Here is a 17,571-nt window from a genome sequence, read left to right as displayed (position 1 = left end):
CGGGTCGGCCTCCCCCTGAGTCGCGCTGACGCGCTCCACAGCGCCTGCCCACGTGGTCCTTTTGCCTGAGAGGTTCCGGGGAGAATCTGCCCCTTCGGCGCCGCCTGATCGACGGTCTCTCCCACGTGGGTGGTACCGGCGACCCCCACGCTACCAGCGGCCGTGTCACCGGCTCATGTCCCGGGGGTTGATCACACCGGGGCGGGCGCCGCCGCCAGCCGGGCCGCCACCGCGCTCAGGGTGGCGCCCAGCGGCGCGTCCACGCGCAGCGTCGCGTAGCCGTCGCCGCGCGTCGCCCCCTGGTTGACGATGCCCACCGGGATGCCGTGCTTCGCCGCGCGCAACACGAACCGTCGACCCGACATGACCGTCAACGACGAACCCAGCACCAGCAGCGCCCGGGCCCCCTCGACCAGGGCGAAACAGTCCGCGACCCGGGCCGCGGGCACCGTCTCGCCGAAGAACACCACGTCCGGTTTCAGCATGCCCGTGCCGCACACCGCGCAGTCGACGGTGCGGAACCCGGCCGCCGCCTCGTCCGGCAGGTCCACGTCGCCGTCGGGGTTGACGTGCGCCACCGCCGCGTCGAAGCCGGGATTGGCCTCGCTCAACCGCCTGTGCAGCTCGTCGCGGCCGGTGGCGTTGCCGCAGTCCAGGCACGTCACCTCGTCGAGGCGCCCGTGCAACTCGATCACCTCGGTGGCGCCGGCGGCGGTGTGCAGCCCGTCGACGTTCTGGGTGATGATCCCGCCGAACAGCCCGGCCTGCTGCAACCGGGCCACCGCCCGGTGCCCGTCGTTGGGCGCCGCCCGGGCGATCGTGCGCCACCCCAGGTGGCTGCGCGCCCAGTAGCGCCGCCGCGCGTCCGGCTCCCGGGTGAACGCCTGGAAGGTCATCGGGGTGTGCCGCCGCGCCGCGCCGCTGGGCCCCCGATAGTCCGGGATGCCCGACTCGGTGGACAGCCCGGCGCCGCTGAGCACCACCACACCCCCGCCGGCCACCAGCGACGTCAACGCCTCCACCGCATCACTCACCCGTCCATGCTGCCTCGCCCACCCCGCGCCCCGCCAACCCCGTGATCGAACCCGTCGGACGCCCGGCGCGACGGACCGCGCCGCGCTACGTTGACCGCATGCGCGTCGTCATCGCCGGAGGCCACGGAAAGATCGCCAAACTGCTGGAGCGGGACCTCGCCGGGCGCGGCGACACCGCCGTCGGGCTGATCCGCAACCCCGCGCACGCCGCCGCGCTGCGCGCCGCCGGCGCCGAACCGGTCGTCTGCGACCTGGAACACACCGACGTCGACACGCTCGCCGCGCACCTCACCGGCGCCGACGCGGTGATCTTCGCCGCCGGCGCCGGCCCCGGCAGCGGCGCCGACCGCAAGGACACCGTCGACCGGGGCGCCGCCGTGCTGCTCGCCGACGCCGCCACCCGCGCCGGCGTCCGCCGCTACCTGCTGGTCTCCTCGATGGGCGTGGACCAGCCGCCCACCCCCGGCACCGACGACGTGTGGGCGGCCTACCTGCGGGCCAAGAAAGCCGCCGAGGACAACGTCACCGGCCGCGACCTCGACGTCACCGTGCTGCGCCCCGGCCGGCTCACCGACGACGAACCCGCCGGCCGGATCACCCTCGCCCGACCCGTCCCACCCGGCGCGATCAGCCGCGCCGACGTCGCCCGGGTGCTCCTGGCCCTGCTCGACACCCCCGCCACCGCCGGGCACACCGTCGAACTCGTCGCCGGCGACGCCCCCATCGCCGACGCCGTCGCCCGCATGTAAGGAAGGGCCCCCTCTTAACGCCTGGCGTCGAGAAGGGGCCCCCTCTCACACCTCAGCGCTGGTGACGCGGCAACGCCGGCTGCGGAGCGCCGCCGGCCGCCGGCGGCACCTCCCGGGCGATGCGCTCCATCGTGCGCGCCAACTGCTCACTGCCGTCGTCGAGATGCCGCGCCGCCGCCCGCATGTGCGACATCATCATCTCCCCGAAGATCCGCAACGCCTCCCGGGTGGCCACCGCGTCGTCGACGTTCTGACCCGCCGAGGCGCGATATTCCACCACCGCCCGCTCCGCCTCCGACCGCGCCTCCTCCGCCGCAGCCCGCAGATAACTCTCGTACTGCGTGCGGGCGTACTCGGCGACCCGCCGGGCGTAGTCGTGGGCCTGCGCGATGATCTGCTCGGCCTCCCGCTGCGCCGCCGACAGCAGGTTGACCTCCTTCGCCGCCGGCATCGCCGGCTTGTCCGCGCTCGGGATCACCCCGTGCCGGTGCAACTCCAGATGGTCGTTGAGCCGCTCGTTCTCCGCCCGCAGATTCGCCACCTGCGCGGCCAGGAGATCCAACTCGTCGGCCACCTGCATCCGGAACCGGTCCACGTCGGCCTGCTCGTAGCCACGGCGGGTGAACGCCGCCGACCCGAACTCCCACCGCCGCACCCGGTCCGAGGTCAACCGCACCTGCACCGGCCCGGACACCTGCTGCGCGTCGTAACCGCTGATCGGAGCCGACATCAGATACCTCCGTCAGGGGTGGTCGCGGTACGCCACGTCGGCCCGTACCAGTGCTTGCCGAAACCCTCGTGGTGCAGCTGACCCGGCTGGTAACCGGCCCCCGTCAACGCCGCCACCGACTGACCCACCATCTCGTCCGAACCACACACGTACACGTGCCGCGACCGCCAGTCCCCGTCGGCGAGCACCCGGTCCACGACCCGCGCCACCTCACCCGGGCGTTGCGGATCCGACCCCGCCACGTACGACACCCGCAGCCACGGATGCGACGCGGCCACCTTGTCGATCGCCTCGCTGTCGTAGAACTCGGTACGCGAACGGGCCCCCACGTACAGGTCCACCCGCCGCCCCGAACCCTCCGCCGCGACCTGCTCCACCAACGCCTTCACCGGCGCCCAGCCGGTGCCGGCGGCCAGCAGCAGCAGATCCGACGACCCGGCCGGCCACAACGTCAACCGGTCCCCCACCGGCGCCGCCAGGTGCACCTGATCCCCCGCCGCGCACCCGTACACCAGCCGCGACGACACCGCGCCGCCCGGCGCGGCCCGCACGTGCAACTCCACCGTGCCGTCCGGACGCGGCGCGTTCGCCGGCGAGTAGTACCGCCACGACCGCACCGCCGGATGCGACACCCCGATCGACTGACCCGGGGTGAACGGCAACAGATACTGCGGCCGCACCGTCAACACCGCCACGTCGAACGTGCGCCGCTCGTGCGCCAGCACCTCCGCCACCCACCACGGCGGGGAGTGCGCCTCCGCCGCCTGCGCCGCCTCCGTCATCACCTGCGCGACCAACCCGTACGCCGCGGCCCAGTCCGCGGCCAACTCGTCGGTCCACGCCGAGCCGCTGAAGTGCCGCAGCGTCTCCAGCAACGCCTCACCCACCGCCGGGTAGTGCTCGGCGCGCACCGCGAACTTACGGTGGTCGGCGCCCAACTGCTGCAGGAACCCGACCAGCCGGTCCACCTGGTCCACGTGCGACACGATGTGCCCCAACGCCGACACCAGCCGATCCCGCTGCCCGGCCATGTTGGTGCCGAACATCTGCCGGGTGTCCGGATGCGCCAGGAACAACGTCGAATAGAAGTAGAGCGGCACCTGGTCGCCGTGCCCGGCCACCAGCGACCAGCTCTGCTTGAGCCGTGCCGCGTCCACGCTCAGGCGTTCCCCGCCGACACGACCTGCTCGCGCACCTGACCGAGCACGACCTGCACATCGGCGATCACATCCGCCGGCACACCCAACTCCACGAGCGTCGCCGTCAGGTGCTCACCCACCTTCGCGTAGTGCGCCCCCGGAATGTCCAGCGGCTGGTGCGCCTCCGCCAGCCCCCGCCCCGCGTACTCGTTCGGGCCGCCCAGCACCACCGCCAACATCAACGCCAGGTGCCGCCGCTGCTCGGCCATGTCCACCCCGGCGAAGTAGCCGGCCAGGTCGCCGTCCGCCAACACCTTGTCGTAGAACAACTCCACCGCCGCCTTCACCGCCGCCGCGCCGCCGATGCGGTCGTAGTGGGAGATCGGGGTGGTCTCGCTCGTCACCGTCATGGCCGGTCCTTCCGCCAGGGAGAGCCGCGACAGCGCCGCGGCCGGGCATCGCCAGCCGACGCGGCGTCACACACCGTGACGTCGACACGCCGACGACCGAGACGGACCATAGCGCGCCCGCCGCCACACTTCACGCAGGGCCTATCGGTATCCCGACAACCGTCAACCACGGACAGTCAACGACACCACCCCGACCGGTCACCCACACGCACCCACCCGAACACACAAGGTCAACACCGGCGGCGTACCGTCTCTTTCGGACACTGCGCGGCCACCCACCGCCACCTGCGCACACCCGCCCCCACCCGGACACCTGCCGCCGACCGGCCACCGGCACCCCGCCGCACTCACCGTCCGTCACCGAAACGACGAATCGCGCCGGGCGAAACGCCACGACGCGATCCCGTACACGAGACGCCGATGGATCAGCCGGCCCGACGCCGCGCCCGACGCGCCGCCAACTCGTCACCCACCGACTCCACCTCGGACTCCACCGCCGGAACATCCGGCTCCGACCCACCCACCGGCTCCGCCGGCAGATGCGACAACGAACCCTGGATCTCCTTGAACGCGCCACCGATCGCGATGCCGAACACCCCCTGGCCACCCTGCAACAGGTCGACCACCTCCTCCGGCGACCGGCACTCGTACACCGTCGTCCCGTCGGAGATCAACGTGATGCCCGCCAGATCGTCCACCCCACGCGACCGCAACGCGTCGATCGCCTTCCGGATGTTCTGCAACGACACCCCGGCGTCCAACAACCGCTTCACGACCTTCAACACCACCAGGTCGCGGAACGAATACAACCGGGACGTCCCCGAGCCCGACGCGTCCCGCACACTCGGCACCACCAACGACGTCCGCGCCCAGTAGTCCAACTGCCGGTAACTGATGCCCACCGCCGAACACGCGGTCACACCCCGGTAGCCCACCTCACCGTCGGCGAACTGCTGCTCCGAACTCGGACCAGGATCTCGCGGCTCGTGCATCCGGACCAACCTCCCCGCCCGTGCGGCGCCACGTCCGCTTCCCCGTACGCGCACCCCTCGACACGGCAACCCTAACGCCGACGAGCGGACTACACCGGCAGGAGACACCCGACACGCCGCGCCACCGACAGCACACACGGCGGCCAGCCGCCACCACCGTGACCGCCGCCGCCGCGCACCCCGACCCACCGGGCCGGGCACCACTCAACCCGCGAAGTCCTCCGGACGCACCTGATCCAGGAACTCCCGGAACTTCTCCACCTCGTCCTCCTGCTCGTCCGGGATCACGATCCCCGCCTCGCTGAGGACCTGCTCCGCACAACGAATCGGCGCACCAACCCGCAACGCCAACGCGATCGAGTCACTCGGCCGTGCCGACACCCGCACCCCGTCACCCAGCAGCAGATCCGCGTAGAAGACGTTCTCCTTCAACTCGGTGATCTCCACCGCCCGCAACGGCGCCTGCACCGCCGCCAACACGTCCCGCAGAAGATCATGCGTCAACGGCCGAGCCGGCTTGACGCCCTGCTGCTCGTAGGCGATCGCCGTCGCCTCGACCGCACCGATCCAGATCGGCAGATAGCGGTCCCCCTCGACCTCCCGCAGCAGGACGATCGGCTGGTTGCTGGGCAACTCCACCCGAACTCCGACCACGCTCAGCTCGCGCACCGCCGCCTCCGTGTCGTCGTCACCTTCGCACCGCGCCTTCCCTGCACCGTACACGGACCGGAACGCGCAAGTCCCACGCGCTACGAGCACCACGCCCCGACAGACAGGCTTACCCCGGCAAGCCTACGACACGCCCATCACCGACGAACCGCACGCGCCCACTCACGACGAAGGGCCGGACACCCCACGGCGCCCGGCCCCCCACCACACCTCACCGACCCAACGTCGACCGCAGCCCCACCCGCACCAACGCCGCGTGCAACTGCTGCGACAACGCCATCAACTCCCGCGCCGTCTCCGCCGCCCGACCCCGCGCCGCCGGATCACTCTGCCGCGCCAACGGCGCCACCAACTGCGCGAACAGGCCGACCTCCCGATCCGCCGCCGACCGGTACGCCCGCAGATGCCGCGGCTGGAACCCGTACGCCGCCAACCCCGCCACCGCACTCGCGATGATCAACGCATCCCCGTCGTACCACCCCGGCGGATCCGACACCAGCACACCGAGCCGCTCCAACTCGACCAACGTCGACTCGTCGACGCCACTGCGCGACAACAACTCCGAGCGACCCAACCGCACCTCGGGCGACCCGACCGAATCCGCCGACTCCCGACCCGGCACCTCACCACCCGGACCGACCGCCACCAGATTCGGCCGCGACCGCCCCGACGGCGCATCCGACGAATCCCACTCCGCCAACTGCTCCCGGATCACCCGCAACGGCAGATACTGATCCCGCTGCGCGGTCAACACGAACCGCAGCCGCGCCACGTCGTCCCAGCCGTACTTCCGGTAACCCGCCGGCGTCCGCTGCGGCTCCACCAGGCCCTCGGCCTCCAGGAACCGCAACTTCGAGATCGTCACGTCCGGAAACTCCGCCCGCAACTGCGCCAACACCTCGCCGATGCTCATCAGCCCAGGCGAGCGCCCCGCACCGGACGGCGTCGAAGCCGCAGGCTCGTTCACCCCCGGCCGGCCTCCTCCTCCGGGCGCGGACCGGCGATGAACACCACCCGGAACTTGCCGATCTGCACCTCGTCACCGTTGCTCAACGTGGCCGCCTCGACCCGCTCCCGGTTCACGTACGTGCCGTTCAGGCTGCCCACGTCCCGCACCGTGAACGTGCCACCGTCCCGGTGGAACTCCGCGTGCCGCCGCGACACCGTCACGTCGTCGAGGAAGATGTCACTGTCCGGGTGCCGCCCACTCGTCGTCACGTCGTGGTCCAACAGGAACCGGGCACCCGCATTCGGGCCCCGGCGAACCACCAGCAACGCCATTCCCGGCGGCAACGAACCGGACATGCGGCTCGGCACCACATCGGTGTCCGGCCCCTCCAGCACTTCGTCGAGCGAACCGAGATTGAGCGTCGAAGTGACGTCGAGCGGGGGGAACTCGTCGTCTGGGCGCGTCATGGGACCACCTCACGGATCTGTTCGGTCGGCGTCGGGGAATGGCGGGTCTGGCCGCCGGGCAAACCCACACCCGGCGGCTGGCTCCCCGTGCCCGGGAAGGCGCACTCCGCAACGCTCAAACTATTGGTTCTCGGTCGACTGGGCGAGCCTAGCCAGCGCCGAAATGCAGGGCAACCGGACGCGCGGAACCAACTCCGCCGCCCGGAACGACACGAACTCAGCTCTCGGTGAGCTCGCGATAAGCGCCGGCGGTCAACAACCCCTCGACCGCCGCCGGATCCTCCGGAGTGATCTCCACCAACCAACCCGCACCGTACGGATCAGTGTTGATCACCTCCGGCGTGTCGGCCAACGCCTCGTTGCGCGCCGACACCGTGCCACTCAACGGCGCGTAGATCTCCGAGACGCTCTTCGTCGACTCGATCTCCCCCAGCGACTCACCGGCCGCCACCACCGCACCAGGGTCCGGCAGCTGCACGAACACGATGTCACCCAGGGCGTCCTGCGCGAAGTGCGTAATACCGACGCGGACGACACCACCGTCACCACCGACCACCCACTCGTGCTCGGCGGTGTACCGCAGATCCTCAGGAATCACCAACTGCGTCCTTCGTCATCGGCGCACCGGGAGAAACCGGCGCGGCCGCGACCGGTCAGGAAACCGGCCGGGCGTGGTCCAGCCTGATCGGCGCGTGAAGCTGCGAAACCTCCACAACCTCACGATCCTCGGACGTCACGTTACCGCCGTTGTCCCGCACCGATGAGACCACCCCGCCCGGAATGTTCAAGGCCGTACGCATCGTCGCCGGATCACCGATCACCAGGATCGTGTACGGACCACTCAACCGACGCCCGTCCACCACCAGACCACCACCCGAGCCGTCCACGAAATACGTCGACGCGATGATCCGCACCGCGGTGCCGTCCACACCCTGGATCTGCATCGCCTCCGCGCCCGCGCCCCGCAACTCCTGCACCGCGTCCAGGATCCGCGTCGACGACATCGCCTTGTCCGACCCCGAGAACCGCACCTCCAGGCCCGGCCCCACCGCCGGCAGCGACCCCGCCAGGATGCCCAGCTCGTCCGCCCGCCGCGTCGCCTCCTGCAACGCCGCCTGCCGACCCTGCTCACCCGAGCGCAACTGCCGCTGGCTCTCCTCCAGGGCCTCGATGTCCTGGCGCAGCCGCCGCTCCCGCGAGTCCAGATCCGACGAGATCCGCACCAGGTCCTCCTCCCGCGTCGCCGCGAGCGTCGGATCCGTCGACGTCGTCTTCAACTGCACCACGAGCGTGAACCCCAACAACGCCAGCAACACGCCGATCATCGCGCCCGCCGACGTGAACCGCCGCGCCACCGGCACCCGCTCACGTGCCGCCGCCCCCGGCTCCTCCGCCGGCGCCGGCACGTCCTCCCGCTCCACCGGCGCGTCCGGCTCCACGGGCGCCACGGGCTCGACCGGCGCCAACGGGCTCAACTCGTCCGGATCCGGCGCGTCCGGACGCGGATCCGGCTCACCCGCCGGACCCGACGGCCGCCCCGGCATCGCCGGCTGCGGCCACCCCGTGCCCGTATCCCGCTGCTCCTCGCTCATCGCCACCAACCTACGCCCGGAACAGGTGCCGGCGGATCGCCGCCACGTTCCCGAAGATGCGCACACCGAGCACGACCACCACACCGGTGGACAACTGACCGCCCACACCCAACTGGTCACCCAGATACACGATCAGACCCGCCACCAGCACGTTCGAGATGAACGACACCACGAACTGCTTGTCGTCGAAGATCCGGTCCAGCTTCGCCCGCACCCCACCGAACACCGCGTCCAACGCGGCCACCACCGCGATCGGCAGATACGGCTGCAACGCCGCCGGCACCGTGGGATCCAGATACACCCCCAGCACCACACCGGCGAGCAACGCCAGCACCGCGATCATCGGCCACCTCCGGAGGGACGGGGAGAAACTCCCGAGCCGGACGGCTCGGGACTGGACGAACCCCCGACGGGCGAACCCGACGGACTCGGACTCGGACTCGGACTCGGACTCGCCGGAGGCTCGGCGTAGCGTAGCCGTGGCTCCGGCGCGGCCGGGAGGGCGAGGTCGTCGACCTCCTTCACCCCGAACGACAAGCCCGTCGTACGAGCCACCTCCCGCATCAACGCCGCCGCCCGGCCGTCGTCGAACGTGTCCCGCATCGAACCCGGCCCGATCGCCTGCACCTCGTACGGACTCGTCACCGGCCGGTAGTCCACCAGGATCGCCTCACCGGCCTGCCGGATCGTCGTCGTCGCCGTCAACCGCTGCCCGTTGATCGACACAGCCTCCGCGCCCGCCGCCCACAGACCGTTCGCCACCTTCTGCAGATCCGAGTACAGCACCTGCGACGGCCCCGCCTCGGCGCCCGTCACCGCGTCCTTGTCCCGCGGCGCGTCGGCCAACCGCACCACCACGCCGTCGCCGCGCACCCGACCCAGGCCGGTACCCGCCTCCAGGGTGCGCAGCCGGGACGCCTGCGAGCCGCTCAACGCCGCGTCCCGCTGCCGGCCGACCTCCTCGCGCAACTGCTCCGCCCGCGCGGTCAACCGGTCCGTCTCCGTCTCCCGCTGCTTGATCTCGGCGATCAACCCGGCCCGCGCCGTCGCCCGGCTCGGCTCCTCGGCCATCGTCTCCCGGTAGGCCACCGCGAACAGGAACCCGATCACCGCCAGCACCACCAGGCTCACCGGCCGACCCAGCACCTGCCGCAGCCGCGACACCGGACCCACGGACGCGCGCCGCGCCGCCGCGTCCGCGTAACCCGGATCCAACGGGTTGCGGAACAGCTCGGTCAGGAAGTCCGGCGCGTACACCCGTGCCGACGGGTCACGCTCCCCGTCACGCGGCGGCCGCGTCGTGGTCATGCCGTCGCCCCCGCGCGCCGCGCGCGCATCTGCCGCACCAGCCGGCGGGCCTGCACCACGTACATCGCGCCGGCGACCCAGTAGAGCACCAGGCCCCACCAGGCCAGCCCCCACCCGATCGCCGCGGCGGCGGTGGCCACCCCCGGCGCGGCGTCGGCCAGCAGCAGGATCGGGAACGCCGCCAGCAGCAGGAAGGTGGCGGTCTTGCCCACGTAGTGCACCGGCGGCGGGCCGTAGCCGTGGCGGCGCAGCACGCCCAGCGAGCCGAGCAGCAGCAGCTCCCGGGCCAGCAGCGCGGCGGTGAACTGCCAGGGCACCACCTCGCGGGCGGTGAAGGCGAGCAGGGTGGCCAGGATGTAGAGCCGGTCGGCGAGCGGGTCGAGCAGCTCACCCAGCCGGCTCACCTGCCGCATCCGGCGGGCGATCCAGCCGTCCACCCAGTCGCTGGTGCCGCCGACGGCCAGCACCACGACGGCGACCACGTCGGCCCGGACCACGAGGAAGAGCCAGAGGAACAGCGGCACACCCAGCAGTCGGACGAAGCTGATCAGGTTGGGCAGGGTGAGGACGCGATCGGCGGCGATCGTCGACGGGTCCCCCGAATGCTCCGCCGGAGCCGGCCCACGCGACACCCTAACCCCCCCTTCGCAGCACGGTCCGGCAGCCGTACGAGCGGCCGCCGGAGGAACGTGCGCGTTACCGGCCGGTCAGATGCCGGCGCCCTCTGCGATCCCGGGCTGGGACCTCCCCGATGCGGCCCGGGATCGAGTCGATCACGGGCCGGCCAGTTGCGCTGCCACTATATCGGGCTTCCCCGTCCGCCCCGGGCGCCGTGCTGCGCCGCTGCTCAGTGTCGTGACGGTGTCGACTGTCACAACCTGCAGGGCGTCCTAGGATACTAGCTGAATGGGCGACCGGCGGCGGGTCCTGGGGCGGTCAGGCGGAGCGGGCGGTCGAGTCGGTGCCGGGCTGCGGCGCCGTCATGGTGGCCGCCTGCCCGAACGCGAGCAACGCCAGCAGCAGCTCGTGCTGCACCCGGTTGGGCATCCGGTCGAGCACCGCCTGCACCGCCCGGTGCCGCCGCTCCTGCAGCTCACGCAGGAGCGACTCGGCCGCGTTCGTGGGCAGCAGGCGCACCTCGCGACGGTCCCGCGGGTCGGCCACCCGGCGCAGCAGGCCCACCGCCTCCAGCCGGTCGCAGAGCCGGCTCGCCGACGACGGCACCACGTCCAGCAGCTCGGCCAGCCGGTTCACGTTGGTGTCCGGGTGGGACATGATCAACGACAGCACCCGCAACTGGGTGGGCGAGACGCTGACGGTGTGCCGCGAGGTGGCGGAGTCGAGCACACCGATGAGCGCCTCGGCGGCCGCCTCGACGGCCGCGGCAAGATTCGGAGGTCGCTCCACTCGCTGTCCCCTGCGATCGTCCCGCTCGTGTTCGCTCCGCCGCTCCGGTCACTGCCCGACGTCGTCCGGCCGGCTGGAACCGCGCCAGTCCAGGCAGACGACGACCGCGTCGTCGCGAAGATCCGCGTCGGCATGGTACGCGTGCAGTTCGCGCATCACCGTACCAACTGCCTCGGTCGCCGGCTGCAACCGAGTGGACCGCATCGCCCGGGCCATCGCCCGATTCCCGTACGGCTCCTGCTCGTCCGGCTCTGCCGCGTACACCCCGTCGCTGACCACGAACAGCCGGTCCCCCGGCTCCAGGCCGAACTCCTGCACCGCGTAGCGGGTCTCGGCGAACATGCCCAGCGGCAGTTGCTGCTCCAGCGTGACCCGGGTGACCCGGCCGCCGCGCAGCCGCAGCACGTGCGGGGAGCCGGCGTCCACCGCCCGCACCACGCCCCGCCGGTCGTCCAGCTCCAGCAGCAACGTGGCGACGTGCCGCTCCCCCCGGTGCTGGTAGAAGATCGTGTCGGAGGCCAGCTCGGCCTGCTCGACCAGGCTGCCGCCGGAGCGGCGCGCATTGCGCATGGCGTTGACGGTGACCGCGGTCAACAACGAGGCGGACAGCCCGTTGCCGGCGCCGTTGAGCACCGTGACGGTGAGCCGGTCGCCGTCGACCGACCAGTCGAAGTGGTCGCCGCCCACCGTGTAGGCCGGTTCGAGCTGCCCGGCCAGCAACACGTCACCGTGCCGCACGCTGCGCCCGGGCAGCAGGTCCCACTGCATCTCCGCGGCCATGCTGAGCCGCTCCCGGCGACGTGCCCGGCGGTAGCGGTCGGTCTCCCGGTCGGCCGCGCGCATCGCCACCGCCAGGTCGCCGGCGGCGTCCTGGGCGGCGGCGACGGTGGCCGGGCCCGGAGCGCCCGGCAGCTCGACCATCAGCACGCCGAGCCGTTCCCCCCACACCGACAGCGGCAGGTAGGTGCGGCAGCGGCCCTCGTCCACGGTGTCCAGCACCGCTTGCTGGCTGCTGAAACAGCGCTGGGCCACGCCGTGGGCGCGGAGCGGGCCACCGTCGGGACGGTCCGGGTCCAGCACCGGCCAGAGGCCACTGAACCGGTAGTCCGCGACGAACACCTCCGCCCGCACGGCGCCGAGCGTCTGCCGGAGGACCGCCTCCGCGGCCTCCGCCAGCTGGTCGGGTGGCGCCGTGCGCAGGGCACGCGACACCGGTCCGGACGCCTCCGGCATGTGCTCATCCTCCGATGACGACTATTGCTACAGGGCAAACATCATACGGAGGACCACCGACAGCGGACGGGGGGTGGCCGGTCAGCCGGCCGGACGCCGCGCCAGCGCGCCGTGGAACGCGTCCGGCACCGGCTCCGGCTCGCCCACCGGCCGCCATCGGGCCACCGGCACGACACCCTCGGCCGTCGGCCGCCACCGGCCCAGCAGCGGCGCGAACCGCTCGGGCGCGCGCATCCGGAACGCCGGTCCCATCATGGCCAACGCCTCGGGGTGCCCGGCCAGTTCCTCGCTGTCGAAGTCGATCGCCAGCCAACTGCCCGGCGCGGCCGCCTCGTACAGGTCGTCGAGCGTGCGGGCGAGCGTGTCGTCGTCCAGGAACGCGGCCAGCCCGAGGAAGACCACCCCGACCGGGCGTCGCCCCCACCCCGGCACGAAGCGGCGCAGCAGCGCCGGGTCGAGCGTACCGATGTCGGTGACGTCGCCCGGGCCGTAGCCGGCGCGGTCGCTGCCGGCCAGCAGGCGTCGACCGAGCCGGACCGTCTCCGGGTCGACGTCGGTGTAGAGGACCGTCGCGCCCGGCGCCACCTCGTGCACGTTGCCGCAGGTGCGCACGCCGGCGCCGAAGACCAGGAACCCGTCGACGCCCTCGGCGGCGATCGCCCGCACCGTCCGGCCGAGGAACGCCCGCAACGAGCGGAAGATCGCCGCGCACGGCCCGTACGCCGCCTCGAACGCCGCCGCCGCGGCCACGTCCACCGGGCGGTGGTCCCGGCCGCCGAGCCAGTGGTCGATCATGCGGGCGGTGCTCGGTGCGTCCGGCGCGGCCATCGACGAGGCTCCCTCCCCTGGGCGCTGACCGCCAGCGTACCGAGCGGTCGGGTCGGGCGGTATCAGCCCGCCGGGGTCCCGCCGGCCGTGATACTGGCGCCAGGGCGGCCGGCGACGGGAGGTACGGGGTGAACTCGGCGAACGGCGCGGCCGTGGTGGTGGGCGTGGACGGTTCGGAGCCGGCGGCCCGGGCGGTGCGCCTGGCGGCCCGGGAGGCGGTCCGCCGCAACCGCCCGTTGCGGGTGGTGCACGCATTCATCTGGCCCCTGCTGCGGGTGCCGGTCTCCGCGCCCACGGACGCCCCACCCGGCGCCGGCCTGCGCCACCAGGCCGAGCAGGTGGTCGGCGACGCGGTCGCGGTGGCCGAGGCGGAGTGCCCCGGTCTCCGCATCACCGGCGAGATCATCGACGGGGAGGCGTCCGCCGTGCTGCTCGGCGAGTCCCCCACCGCGGCGCTGGTGGTGCTCGGCGACCGGGGTCTCGGCGGCTTCGCCGCGCTGGTGGTCGGCTCCGTCGCGATCCAGGTCGCCTCGCACGCCGACTGCCCGGTGCTGATCGCCCGCGGCACGGCCCACGACGCCGGCCCGGTGGTGGTCGGCGTGGACGGCTCGCCGCTGTCACGCGACGCGGTCGAGTTCGCCGCCGGCGCCGCGTCGTCGCGCGGCGCCCGCCTGCACGCGGTGCACGCCTGGACCCACCCGGCCTCGCAGGGCCCCGGCGACATGCAGCCCCTGGTGTACGAGGAGGGGCAGGTGCGCGACGAGGAGGACCGGGTGCTGGCCGAGTCGTTGACCGGGGTCGAGGAGCGCTGGCCGGACGTGCCGGTGACCCACGAGGTGACGCACGCCCGGCCGGTGGCGGCGCTCACCGCGGCCTCCCGCGACGCCCAACTGCTCGTGGTCGGCCGGCGGGGTCGCGGCGAGCTGACCGGGCTGCTGCTCGGCTCGGTGAGCCAGGCGCTGCTGCACCGCGCCGACTGCCCGGTCGCGGTGGTGCGCGCCGACGACTGAACGGTTGCCCGGGCCCCGGACGGGTAGACGGTGCCGACAGCCACAGCGACCGGAGGAGGCAGCGATGCCAGGACCACGGCCGGGCAGCAACGCGTACGACAAGCAGCGGGCGCGCCTGCGTGACCGCGTCGAGCAGTCCGGGCGGGCCGCCGACCAGGAGGCGAACCGGGTGGCCAACCGGATCCTGCAGGACGACCGGGGTCAGCGTGGCGTCGTCCGGGGCGAACGGACCTACGGGCCCAAGGGCGAGCGCGAACCGGGCGACCCGAAGTGAGGGCGGCACGCCTTGTCGACGGCGCCATCGCGGGCGCCGTCGGCAGTGCCGTGCTCAACGTGGTCAGCTATCTGGACATGGCGGTACGGGCCCGACCGGCCAGCACCACCCCGGAGACGACCGCCGGGCGCCTGGCCGACGTCGCCCACGTCGACCTGGGCCCGGTCGAGGAGGCGGCGAACCGGCGGGCCGGCCTCGGGCCAGTGCTCGGCTACCTCACCGGCATCGGGGCCGGAGCCGCGTTCGGTCTGCTCGCCGGCCACCGGCGGGTGCCGCTGCCGGTGGCCGTCACGCTGCTCGGCGGCGGGGTGATGGCCACCTCGGACAGCTCGATGACGCTGCTCGGGGTGACCGACCCGCGCACCTGGCGCCGGGTCGACTGGCTCTCCGACCTGGTGCCGCACCTGGCGTACGGGCTGACGGCCGCAGCCACCTGGCGGAGGCTGCGGCCGTCGTCGTGACCCGGTCAGCGGTCGCCGGCGTCGTCGGCCACCGGTTTCCCGGCCGGGCCGTACGGCGACACCTGCCCCTTCGGCACCGGCCGCCCCGCGTCGGCGTTCGACGTGCCCCCGCCGCGCGAGCGGTCGCCGCCACCGGCGGCGGACTTCCGGCTGTCCTGGCTGGTCGCGCCGAGGTCGTTACGGCGGAGTTCCTCCTGCTGCGGCTTGACCACAGGTCTCTCCTTCCGGTGGGAGCGCACGGCGCTCGACCGCACGCCCGGCCCGGGTACCCGGTGCCGCCCGGCGCATTCCGGCGCGACGACGGGGTCTGGGCCGGCTCCCGGTGGGTAACCGGGACGAATGCCGGACGATCGGAACGTGGCGCGGGCCCTGCTGGATCGACAGTCCCGCACGTACGCGGAGGAGGCCGGGATCACGCTCGCCGACCGGCCCGGGCCGCTCTACCAGTTGCTGGTGCTGACCACGCTGCTGAGCACCCGGATCCGGGCGAGCGTGGCGGTGGCCGCGGCGCGGGAGCTGTTCGCCGCCGGGTGGCGCACCCCGCAGGCGATGGAGGCGGCGAGCTGGCAGGAGCGGGTGGACGCGTTGGGCCGGGGCCACTACCGGCGCTACGACGAGCGGACCGCCACCATGCTCGGCACCGGCGCCCGGCTCTGCCTGGACCGGTGGCACGGGGACCTGCGCCGGCTGCACCGGGAGGCGGGCGCGGACCGGGCGGTGCTGCGCCGGCGGCTCACCGAGTTCCCCGGCATCGGCCCGACCGGCGCGGACATCTTCCTGCGTGAGGCGCAGGCGGTCTGGCCGGACGTGCGCCCGTACGCGGACCGGCGGACCCTGGCCGGGGCCCGACGCCTGGGCCTGCCGGCGAACCCGGGCAGCCTGGTCGGGCTGGTCGGGGAGGCCGACTTCGGGCGGTTGGCGTCGGCGCTGGTGCGGGTGGCGCTCGGCGAGGAGTCGGCCGGCGAGGTGAGCCGCACCGCCGCCGCGGCCGGCTGAGCCGCTCCGGCTACTTGGCCGGGCCGGGCCGGGTCAGGTGCCAGGCCAGCAGCGAGGCGAGCAGCGCGAGCAGCACCACGCCGCCGGAGATGCCGCCGCCCTCGCCGCCGCCGGCGCGGTGCCCGGTGGCGCCGAAGTAGATCACCGCCAGTCCGGCGAGCACGGTGACGAACGTCCGTAGTCCTCGGTCCTTCACGCCCCGGACGGTACGGCCACGGCCGGCCCGCTGGCCCGGTTCGGGCCGGTTGTCCCCCGTCCGGGTGTCAGTCGGTCTCCAGGTCGTCGAGCGAGATGGCGTGCGTCATCAGCCAGCGGGCCAGCGCGGCCATCCCGAACAGCCACAGCGGCGCCGACTCTGTGGTGCCGTTCGTGGCGAAGATGGCGAACCGCAGGTCCGGTGCCCGGTACGCCTCGATCCGCCACCTGTGGTTCTTGTCCCGCCAGACCGCGGAAGGGTCCATGGCGTCACGGTAGGTGACCGGGCCGGCCCGCCGTCGCCGGTTGGCTCACCAGTTCGGCACGAGCTGGTCGCCGAGCACCGCGCTGAGTCCCGCCAGGACCAGCGACACCCCGATGCCGCCGACGAGCCACCAACCAAGGCCGCTCCAGCCGGAGCGGCGCGTGCCGGTGGTGGGCACGTCGGCGCGCCAGCACTCCCGGTACGCCCAGGCGAGTACGCCGACGCCGAGCGGCAGCAGCCCGATCCAGAACCAGTACCAGCGGGTGCCGCGCACCGGCGGCGGCCCGGCGAGCAGCGTGAGCAGCCAGGCGGCGCCGAGCACCAGCGCGATCGTGGCGGCGGCGTCGGCGAGCGCGTCGGCCCGGGTGTCGCCGAAGTGGGTGGTGGCCTCGAGGGCGCGGGGGTCGGCCAGCGGGTCGGTCCACGGGTCCCGGAACCGGCCGCCGTCCGGGTCCGGCGACGCGCCGGTCGCCGCCGGGGACGGGGAGCCGGTGCCCTGCTCCGGACCCGGGTCGGCGCCGTCCCCGTCCTCGACCCCGTCGGACACCGGCGCGGGCGCGTACGCGTAGTGGAACCGGCCGTCGGGGCGGGCCCAGACCACCGTCGAGCCGCCCTGCGCGTGCCGGGGCTCCGGGCGGCGGGCCCAGGGGCCGGAGTCGTCCCACCCCTCGGCCCGGGTGATCGTCAGCACCCGGCCGGCGGCGAGGTCACGCCGCAGGCCTTCCTCGTCGTCGGCGCGCGGCGCGGTCCACCAGGCCAGCGCCGCCCAGACCAGCCAGCAGGCCAGCAGCGCCGCCGGCAGCGCGCGGCGGCGCAGCCACGCCCGGTCGACCCGACGCACGTCGATCATGCCGACACTCTGG

Annotated in this window: 25 protein-coding genes and 1 riboswitch; of the genes, 5 read left to right on the top strand and 20 right to left on the bottom strand. The window is 73.3% G+C overall.

The window, feature by feature from the left end:
* Nucleotides 1-43 precede the first annotated feature (43 nt).
* A riboswitch (glycine riboswitch) is annotated at nucleotides 44-134 on the bottom strand.
* 57 nt (nucleotides 135-191) lie between these two features.
* Nucleotides 192-1,034, bottom strand: coding sequence for an NAD-dependent protein deacetylase (locus ACIA5A_RS10510; protein WP_396759157.1), 843 nt, complete (start codon nucleotides 1,032-1,034; stop codon nucleotides 192-194).
* 98 nt (nucleotides 1,035-1,132) lie between these two features.
* On the opposite strand from ACIA5A_RS10510, the gene ACIA5A_RS10505 reads away from it, so the two are divergent.
* A complete protein-coding gene (locus ACIA5A_RS10505; protein ID WP_396759154.1) occupies nucleotides 1,133-1,783 on the top strand; it encodes an SDR family oxidoreductase in 651 nt (216 codons plus the stop codon).
* 52 nt (nucleotides 1,784-1,835) lie between these two features.
* Here the strand turns inward: ACIA5A_RS10505 and ACIA5A_RS10500 are convergent, their stop codons facing one another.
* The 15 genes from ACIA5A_RS10500 to ACIA5A_RS10430 form a co-directional block, all read right to left on the bottom strand.
* The gene (locus ACIA5A_RS10500) at nucleotides 1,836-2,513 is read right to left on the bottom strand and encodes a DivIVA domain-containing protein (protein WP_396759151.1); all 678 of its coding nucleotides are present in this window, start codon (nucleotides 2,511-2,513) and stop codon (nucleotides 1,836-1,838) included.
* Entirely contained in the window at nucleotides 2,513-3,670 is a 1,158-nt protein-coding gene (locus tag ACIA5A_RS10495; RefSeq protein WP_396759148.1) for a globin domain-containing protein, read from the bottom strand. Before ACIA5A_RS10495 ends, ACIA5A_RS10500 begins: the two co-directional genes overlap by 1 nt.
* A 2-nt stretch (nucleotides 3,671-3,672) precedes the next feature.
* Nucleotides 3,673-4,062 (bottom strand): group 1 truncated hemoglobin, encoded by a 390-nt coding sequence (locus ACIA5A_RS10490; RefSeq protein WP_396759146.1) that lies wholly within the window; start codon nucleotides 4,060-4,062, stop codon nucleotides 3,673-3,675.
* A gap of 425 nt (nucleotides 4,063-4,487) precedes the next feature.
* On the bottom strand, nucleotides 4,488-5,054 hold the full coding sequence (locus ACIA5A_RS10485; RefSeq protein ID WP_396759143.1) for a MerR family transcriptional regulator: 567 nt from the start codon (nucleotides 5,052-5,054) through the stop codon (nucleotides 4,488-4,490).
* Between the two features lie 204 nt (nucleotides 5,055-5,258).
* Nucleotides 5,259-5,723, bottom strand: a complete 465-nt coding sequence (locus ACIA5A_RS10480) for a bifunctional nuclease family protein (protein ID WP_091056860.1) — start codon at nucleotides 5,721-5,723, stop codon at nucleotides 5,259-5,261.
* A gap of 211 nt (nucleotides 5,724-5,934) precedes the next feature.
* Nucleotides 5,935-6,636 (bottom strand): MerR family transcriptional regulator, encoded by a 702-nt coding sequence (locus ACIA5A_RS10475; protein WP_396759140.1) that lies wholly within the window; start codon nucleotides 6,634-6,636, stop codon nucleotides 5,935-5,937.
* A 50-nt stretch (nucleotides 6,637-6,686) separates the two neighbouring features.
* Entirely contained in the window at nucleotides 6,687-7,139 is a 453-nt protein-coding gene (locus tag ACIA5A_RS10470) for an FHA domain-containing protein (RefSeq protein WP_007071101.1), read from the bottom strand.
* A 217-nt stretch (nucleotides 7,140-7,356) separates the two neighbouring features.
* Nucleotides 7,357-7,737: a glycine cleavage system protein GcvH gene (gene gcvH, locus ACIA5A_RS10465; RefSeq protein ID WP_181572820.1), complete on the bottom strand. Its 381-nt coding sequence runs from the start codon at nucleotides 7,735-7,737 to the stop codon at nucleotides 7,357-7,359.
* A gap of 55 nt (nucleotides 7,738-7,792) precedes the next feature.
* A complete protein-coding gene (locus ACIA5A_RS10460; RefSeq protein ID WP_396759137.1) occupies nucleotides 7,793-8,731 on the bottom strand; it encodes a DUF881 domain-containing protein in 939 nt (312 codons plus the stop codon).
* A 10-nt stretch (nucleotides 8,732-8,741) separates the two neighbouring features.
* A complete protein-coding gene (locus ACIA5A_RS10455; RefSeq protein ID WP_007071104.1) occupies nucleotides 8,742-9,074 on the bottom strand; it encodes a small basic family protein in 333 nt (110 codons plus the stop codon).
* Nucleotides 9,071-10,039 (bottom strand): DUF881 domain-containing protein, encoded by a 969-nt coding sequence (locus ACIA5A_RS10450; protein ID WP_396759132.1) that lies wholly within the window; start codon nucleotides 10,037-10,039, stop codon nucleotides 9,071-9,073. Before ACIA5A_RS10450 ends, ACIA5A_RS10455 begins: the two co-directional genes overlap by 4 nt.
* Nucleotides 10,036-10,671, bottom strand: a complete 636-nt coding sequence (locus ACIA5A_RS10445) for a CDP-alcohol phosphatidyltransferase family protein (RefSeq protein WP_396759130.1) — start codon at nucleotides 10,669-10,671, stop codon at nucleotides 10,036-10,038. Before ACIA5A_RS10445 ends, ACIA5A_RS10450 begins: the two co-directional genes overlap by 4 nt.
* A 304-nt stretch (nucleotides 10,672-10,975) precedes the next feature.
* A complete protein-coding gene (locus ACIA5A_RS10440) occupies nucleotides 10,976-11,446 on the bottom strand; it encodes a MarR family transcriptional regulator (RefSeq protein WP_396759127.1) in 471 nt (156 codons plus the stop codon).
* A gap of 48 nt (nucleotides 11,447-11,494) precedes the next feature.
* Entirely contained in the window at nucleotides 11,495-12,679 is a 1,185-nt protein-coding gene (locus ACIA5A_RS10435; protein WP_396759124.1) for a PP2C family protein-serine/threonine phosphatase, read from the bottom strand.
* Nucleotides 12,680-12,760: 81 nt separating this feature from the next.
* Nucleotides 12,761-13,507 (bottom strand): SAM-dependent methyltransferase, encoded by a 747-nt coding sequence (locus ACIA5A_RS10430; protein ID WP_396759120.1) that lies wholly within the window; start codon nucleotides 13,505-13,507, stop codon nucleotides 12,761-12,763.
* Between the two features lie 128 nt (nucleotides 13,508-13,635).
* On the opposite strand from ACIA5A_RS10430, the gene ACIA5A_RS10425 reads away from it, so the two are divergent.
* The 3 genes from ACIA5A_RS10425 (at nucleotide 13,636) to ACIA5A_RS10415 (ending at nucleotide 15,252) form a co-directional block, all read left to right on the top strand.
* On the top strand, nucleotides 13,636-14,517 hold the full coding sequence (locus ACIA5A_RS10425; protein ID WP_396759117.1) for a universal stress protein: 882 nt from the start codon (nucleotides 13,636-13,638) through the stop codon (nucleotides 14,515-14,517).
* 64 nt (nucleotides 14,518-14,581) lie between these two features.
* Nucleotides 14,582-14,791 carry a phosphatidylethanolamine-binding protein gene (locus ACIA5A_RS10420; RefSeq protein ID WP_107157833.1) on the top strand — a complete coding sequence of 70 codons (210 nt, stop codon included), beginning with the start codon at nucleotides 14,582-14,584 and terminating at the stop codon, nucleotides 14,789-14,791.
* A complete protein-coding gene (locus ACIA5A_RS10415; RefSeq protein WP_396759114.1) occupies nucleotides 14,788-15,252 on the top strand; it encodes a hypothetical protein in 465 nt (154 codons plus the stop codon). The genes ACIA5A_RS10420 and ACIA5A_RS10415 overlap by 4 nt, the downstream gene beginning before the upstream one ends.
* A gap of 5 nt (nucleotides 15,253-15,257) precedes the next feature.
* On the opposite strand, the gene ACIA5A_RS10410 is transcribed toward ACIA5A_RS10415, so the two are convergent.
* Nucleotides 15,258-15,464, bottom strand: a complete 207-nt coding sequence (locus tag ACIA5A_RS10410; RefSeq protein ID WP_396759111.1) for a hypothetical protein — start codon at nucleotides 15,462-15,464, stop codon at nucleotides 15,258-15,260.
* A gap of 127 nt (nucleotides 15,465-15,591) precedes the next feature.
* Between ACIA5A_RS10410 and ACIA5A_RS10405 the strand changes: the two genes are divergently transcribed.
* Entirely contained in the window at nucleotides 15,592-16,248 is a 657-nt protein-coding gene (locus tag ACIA5A_RS10405; protein ID WP_396759108.1) for a hypothetical protein, read from the top strand.
* Between the two features lie 10 nt (nucleotides 16,249-16,258).
* Here ACIA5A_RS10405 and ACIA5A_RS10400 read toward each other — a convergent pair whose 3' ends face one another.
* The 3 genes from ACIA5A_RS10400 to ACIA5A_RS10390 all read right to left on the bottom strand — a co-directional run bounded on the left by ACIA5A_RS10400 (nucleotide 16,259) and on the right by ACIA5A_RS10390 (nucleotide 17,558).
* Nucleotides 16,259-16,444 (bottom strand): hypothetical protein, encoded by a 186-nt coding sequence (locus tag ACIA5A_RS10400; RefSeq protein WP_396759105.1) that lies wholly within the window; start codon nucleotides 16,442-16,444, stop codon nucleotides 16,259-16,261.
* Nucleotides 16,445-16,511: 67 nt separating this feature from the next.
* A complete protein-coding gene (locus ACIA5A_RS10395; protein ID WP_091574389.1) occupies nucleotides 16,512-16,709 on the bottom strand; it encodes a hypothetical protein in 198 nt (65 codons plus the stop codon).
* A 45-nt stretch (nucleotides 16,710-16,754) separates the two neighbouring features.
* Nucleotides 16,755-17,558, bottom strand: a complete 804-nt coding sequence (locus ACIA5A_RS10390) for a hypothetical protein (RefSeq protein WP_396759102.1) — start codon at nucleotides 17,556-17,558, stop codon at nucleotides 16,755-16,757.
* Between the last annotated feature and the right edge of the window lie 13 nt (nucleotides 17,559-17,571).

It is taken from the genome of Micromonospora sp. NPDC051300, from assembly GCF_044455315.1.
GTDB lineage: Bacteria > Actinomycetota > Actinomycetes > Mycobacteriales > Micromonosporaceae > Micromonospora > Micromonospora robiginosa.
Note: the sequence above shows the minus strand (reverse complement) of the source record. Positions and strands in the feature narration are given on the sequence as shown.

What these genes read in the sequence shown, in the direction of transcription:
- ACIA5A_RS10505 (WP_396759154.1), top strand. Translation starts at nt 1,133, where the DNA reads ATGCGCGTCGTCATCGCCGGAGGCCACGGAAAGATCGCCAAACTGCTG.
- ACIA5A_RS10500 (WP_396759151.1), bottom strand. Translation starts at nt 2,513, where the DNA reads ATGTCGGCTCCGATCAGCGGTTACGACGCGCAGCAGGTGTCCGGGCCG.
- ACIA5A_RS10490 (WP_396759146.1), bottom strand. Translation starts at nt 4,062, where the DNA reads ATGACGGTGACGAGCGAGACCACCCCGATCTCCCACTACGACCGCATC.
- ACIA5A_RS10485 (WP_396759143.1), bottom strand. Translation starts at nt 5,054, where the DNA reads ATGCACGAGCCGCGAGATCCTGGTCCGAGTTCGGAGCAGCAGTTCGCC.
- ACIA5A_RS10475 (WP_396759140.1), bottom strand. Translation starts at nt 6,636, where the DNA reads ATGAGCATCGGCGAGGTGTTGGCGCAGTTGCGGGCGGAGTTTCCGGAC.
- ACIA5A_RS10470 (WP_007071101.1), bottom strand. Translation starts at nt 7,139, where the DNA reads ATGACGCGCCCAGACGACGAGTTCCCCCCGCTCGACGTCACTTCGACG.
- ACIA5A_RS10460 (WP_396759137.1), bottom strand. Translation starts at nt 8,731, where the DNA reads ATGAGCGAGGAGCAGCGGGATACGGGCACGGGGTGGCCGCAGCCGGCG.
- ACIA5A_RS10455 (WP_007071104.1), bottom strand. Translation starts at nt 9,074, where the DNA reads ATGATCGCGGTGCTGGCGTTGCTCGCCGGTGTGGTGCTGGGGGTGTAT.
- ACIA5A_RS10450 (WP_396759132.1), bottom strand. Translation starts at nt 10,039, where the DNA reads ATGACCACGACGCGGCCGCCGCGTGACGGGGAGCGTGACCCGTCGGCA.
- ACIA5A_RS10435 (WP_396759124.1), bottom strand. Translation starts at nt 12,679, where the DNA reads ATGCCGGAGGCGTCCGGACCGGTGTCGCGTGCCCTGCGCACGGCGCCA.
- ACIA5A_RS10430 (WP_396759120.1), bottom strand. Translation starts at nt 13,507, where the DNA reads ATGGCCGCGCCGGACGCACCGAGCACCGCCCGCATGATCGACCACTGG.
- ACIA5A_RS10420 (WP_107157833.1), top strand. Translation starts at nt 14,582, where the DNA reads ATGCCAGGACCACGGCCGGGCAGCAACGCGTACGACAAGCAGCGGGCG.
- ACIA5A_RS10405 (WP_396759108.1), top strand. Translation starts at nt 15,592, where the DNA reads ATGCCGGACGATCGGAACGTGGCGCGGGCCCTGCTGGATCGACAGTCC.
- ACIA5A_RS10395 (WP_091574389.1), bottom strand. Translation starts at nt 16,709, where the DNA reads ATGGACCCTTCCGCGGTCTGGCGGGACAAGAACCACAGGTGGCGGATC.
- ACIA5A_RS10390 (WP_396759102.1), bottom strand. Translation starts at nt 17,558, where the DNA reads ATGATCGACGTGCGTCGGGTCGACCGGGCGTGGCTGCGCCGCCGCGCG.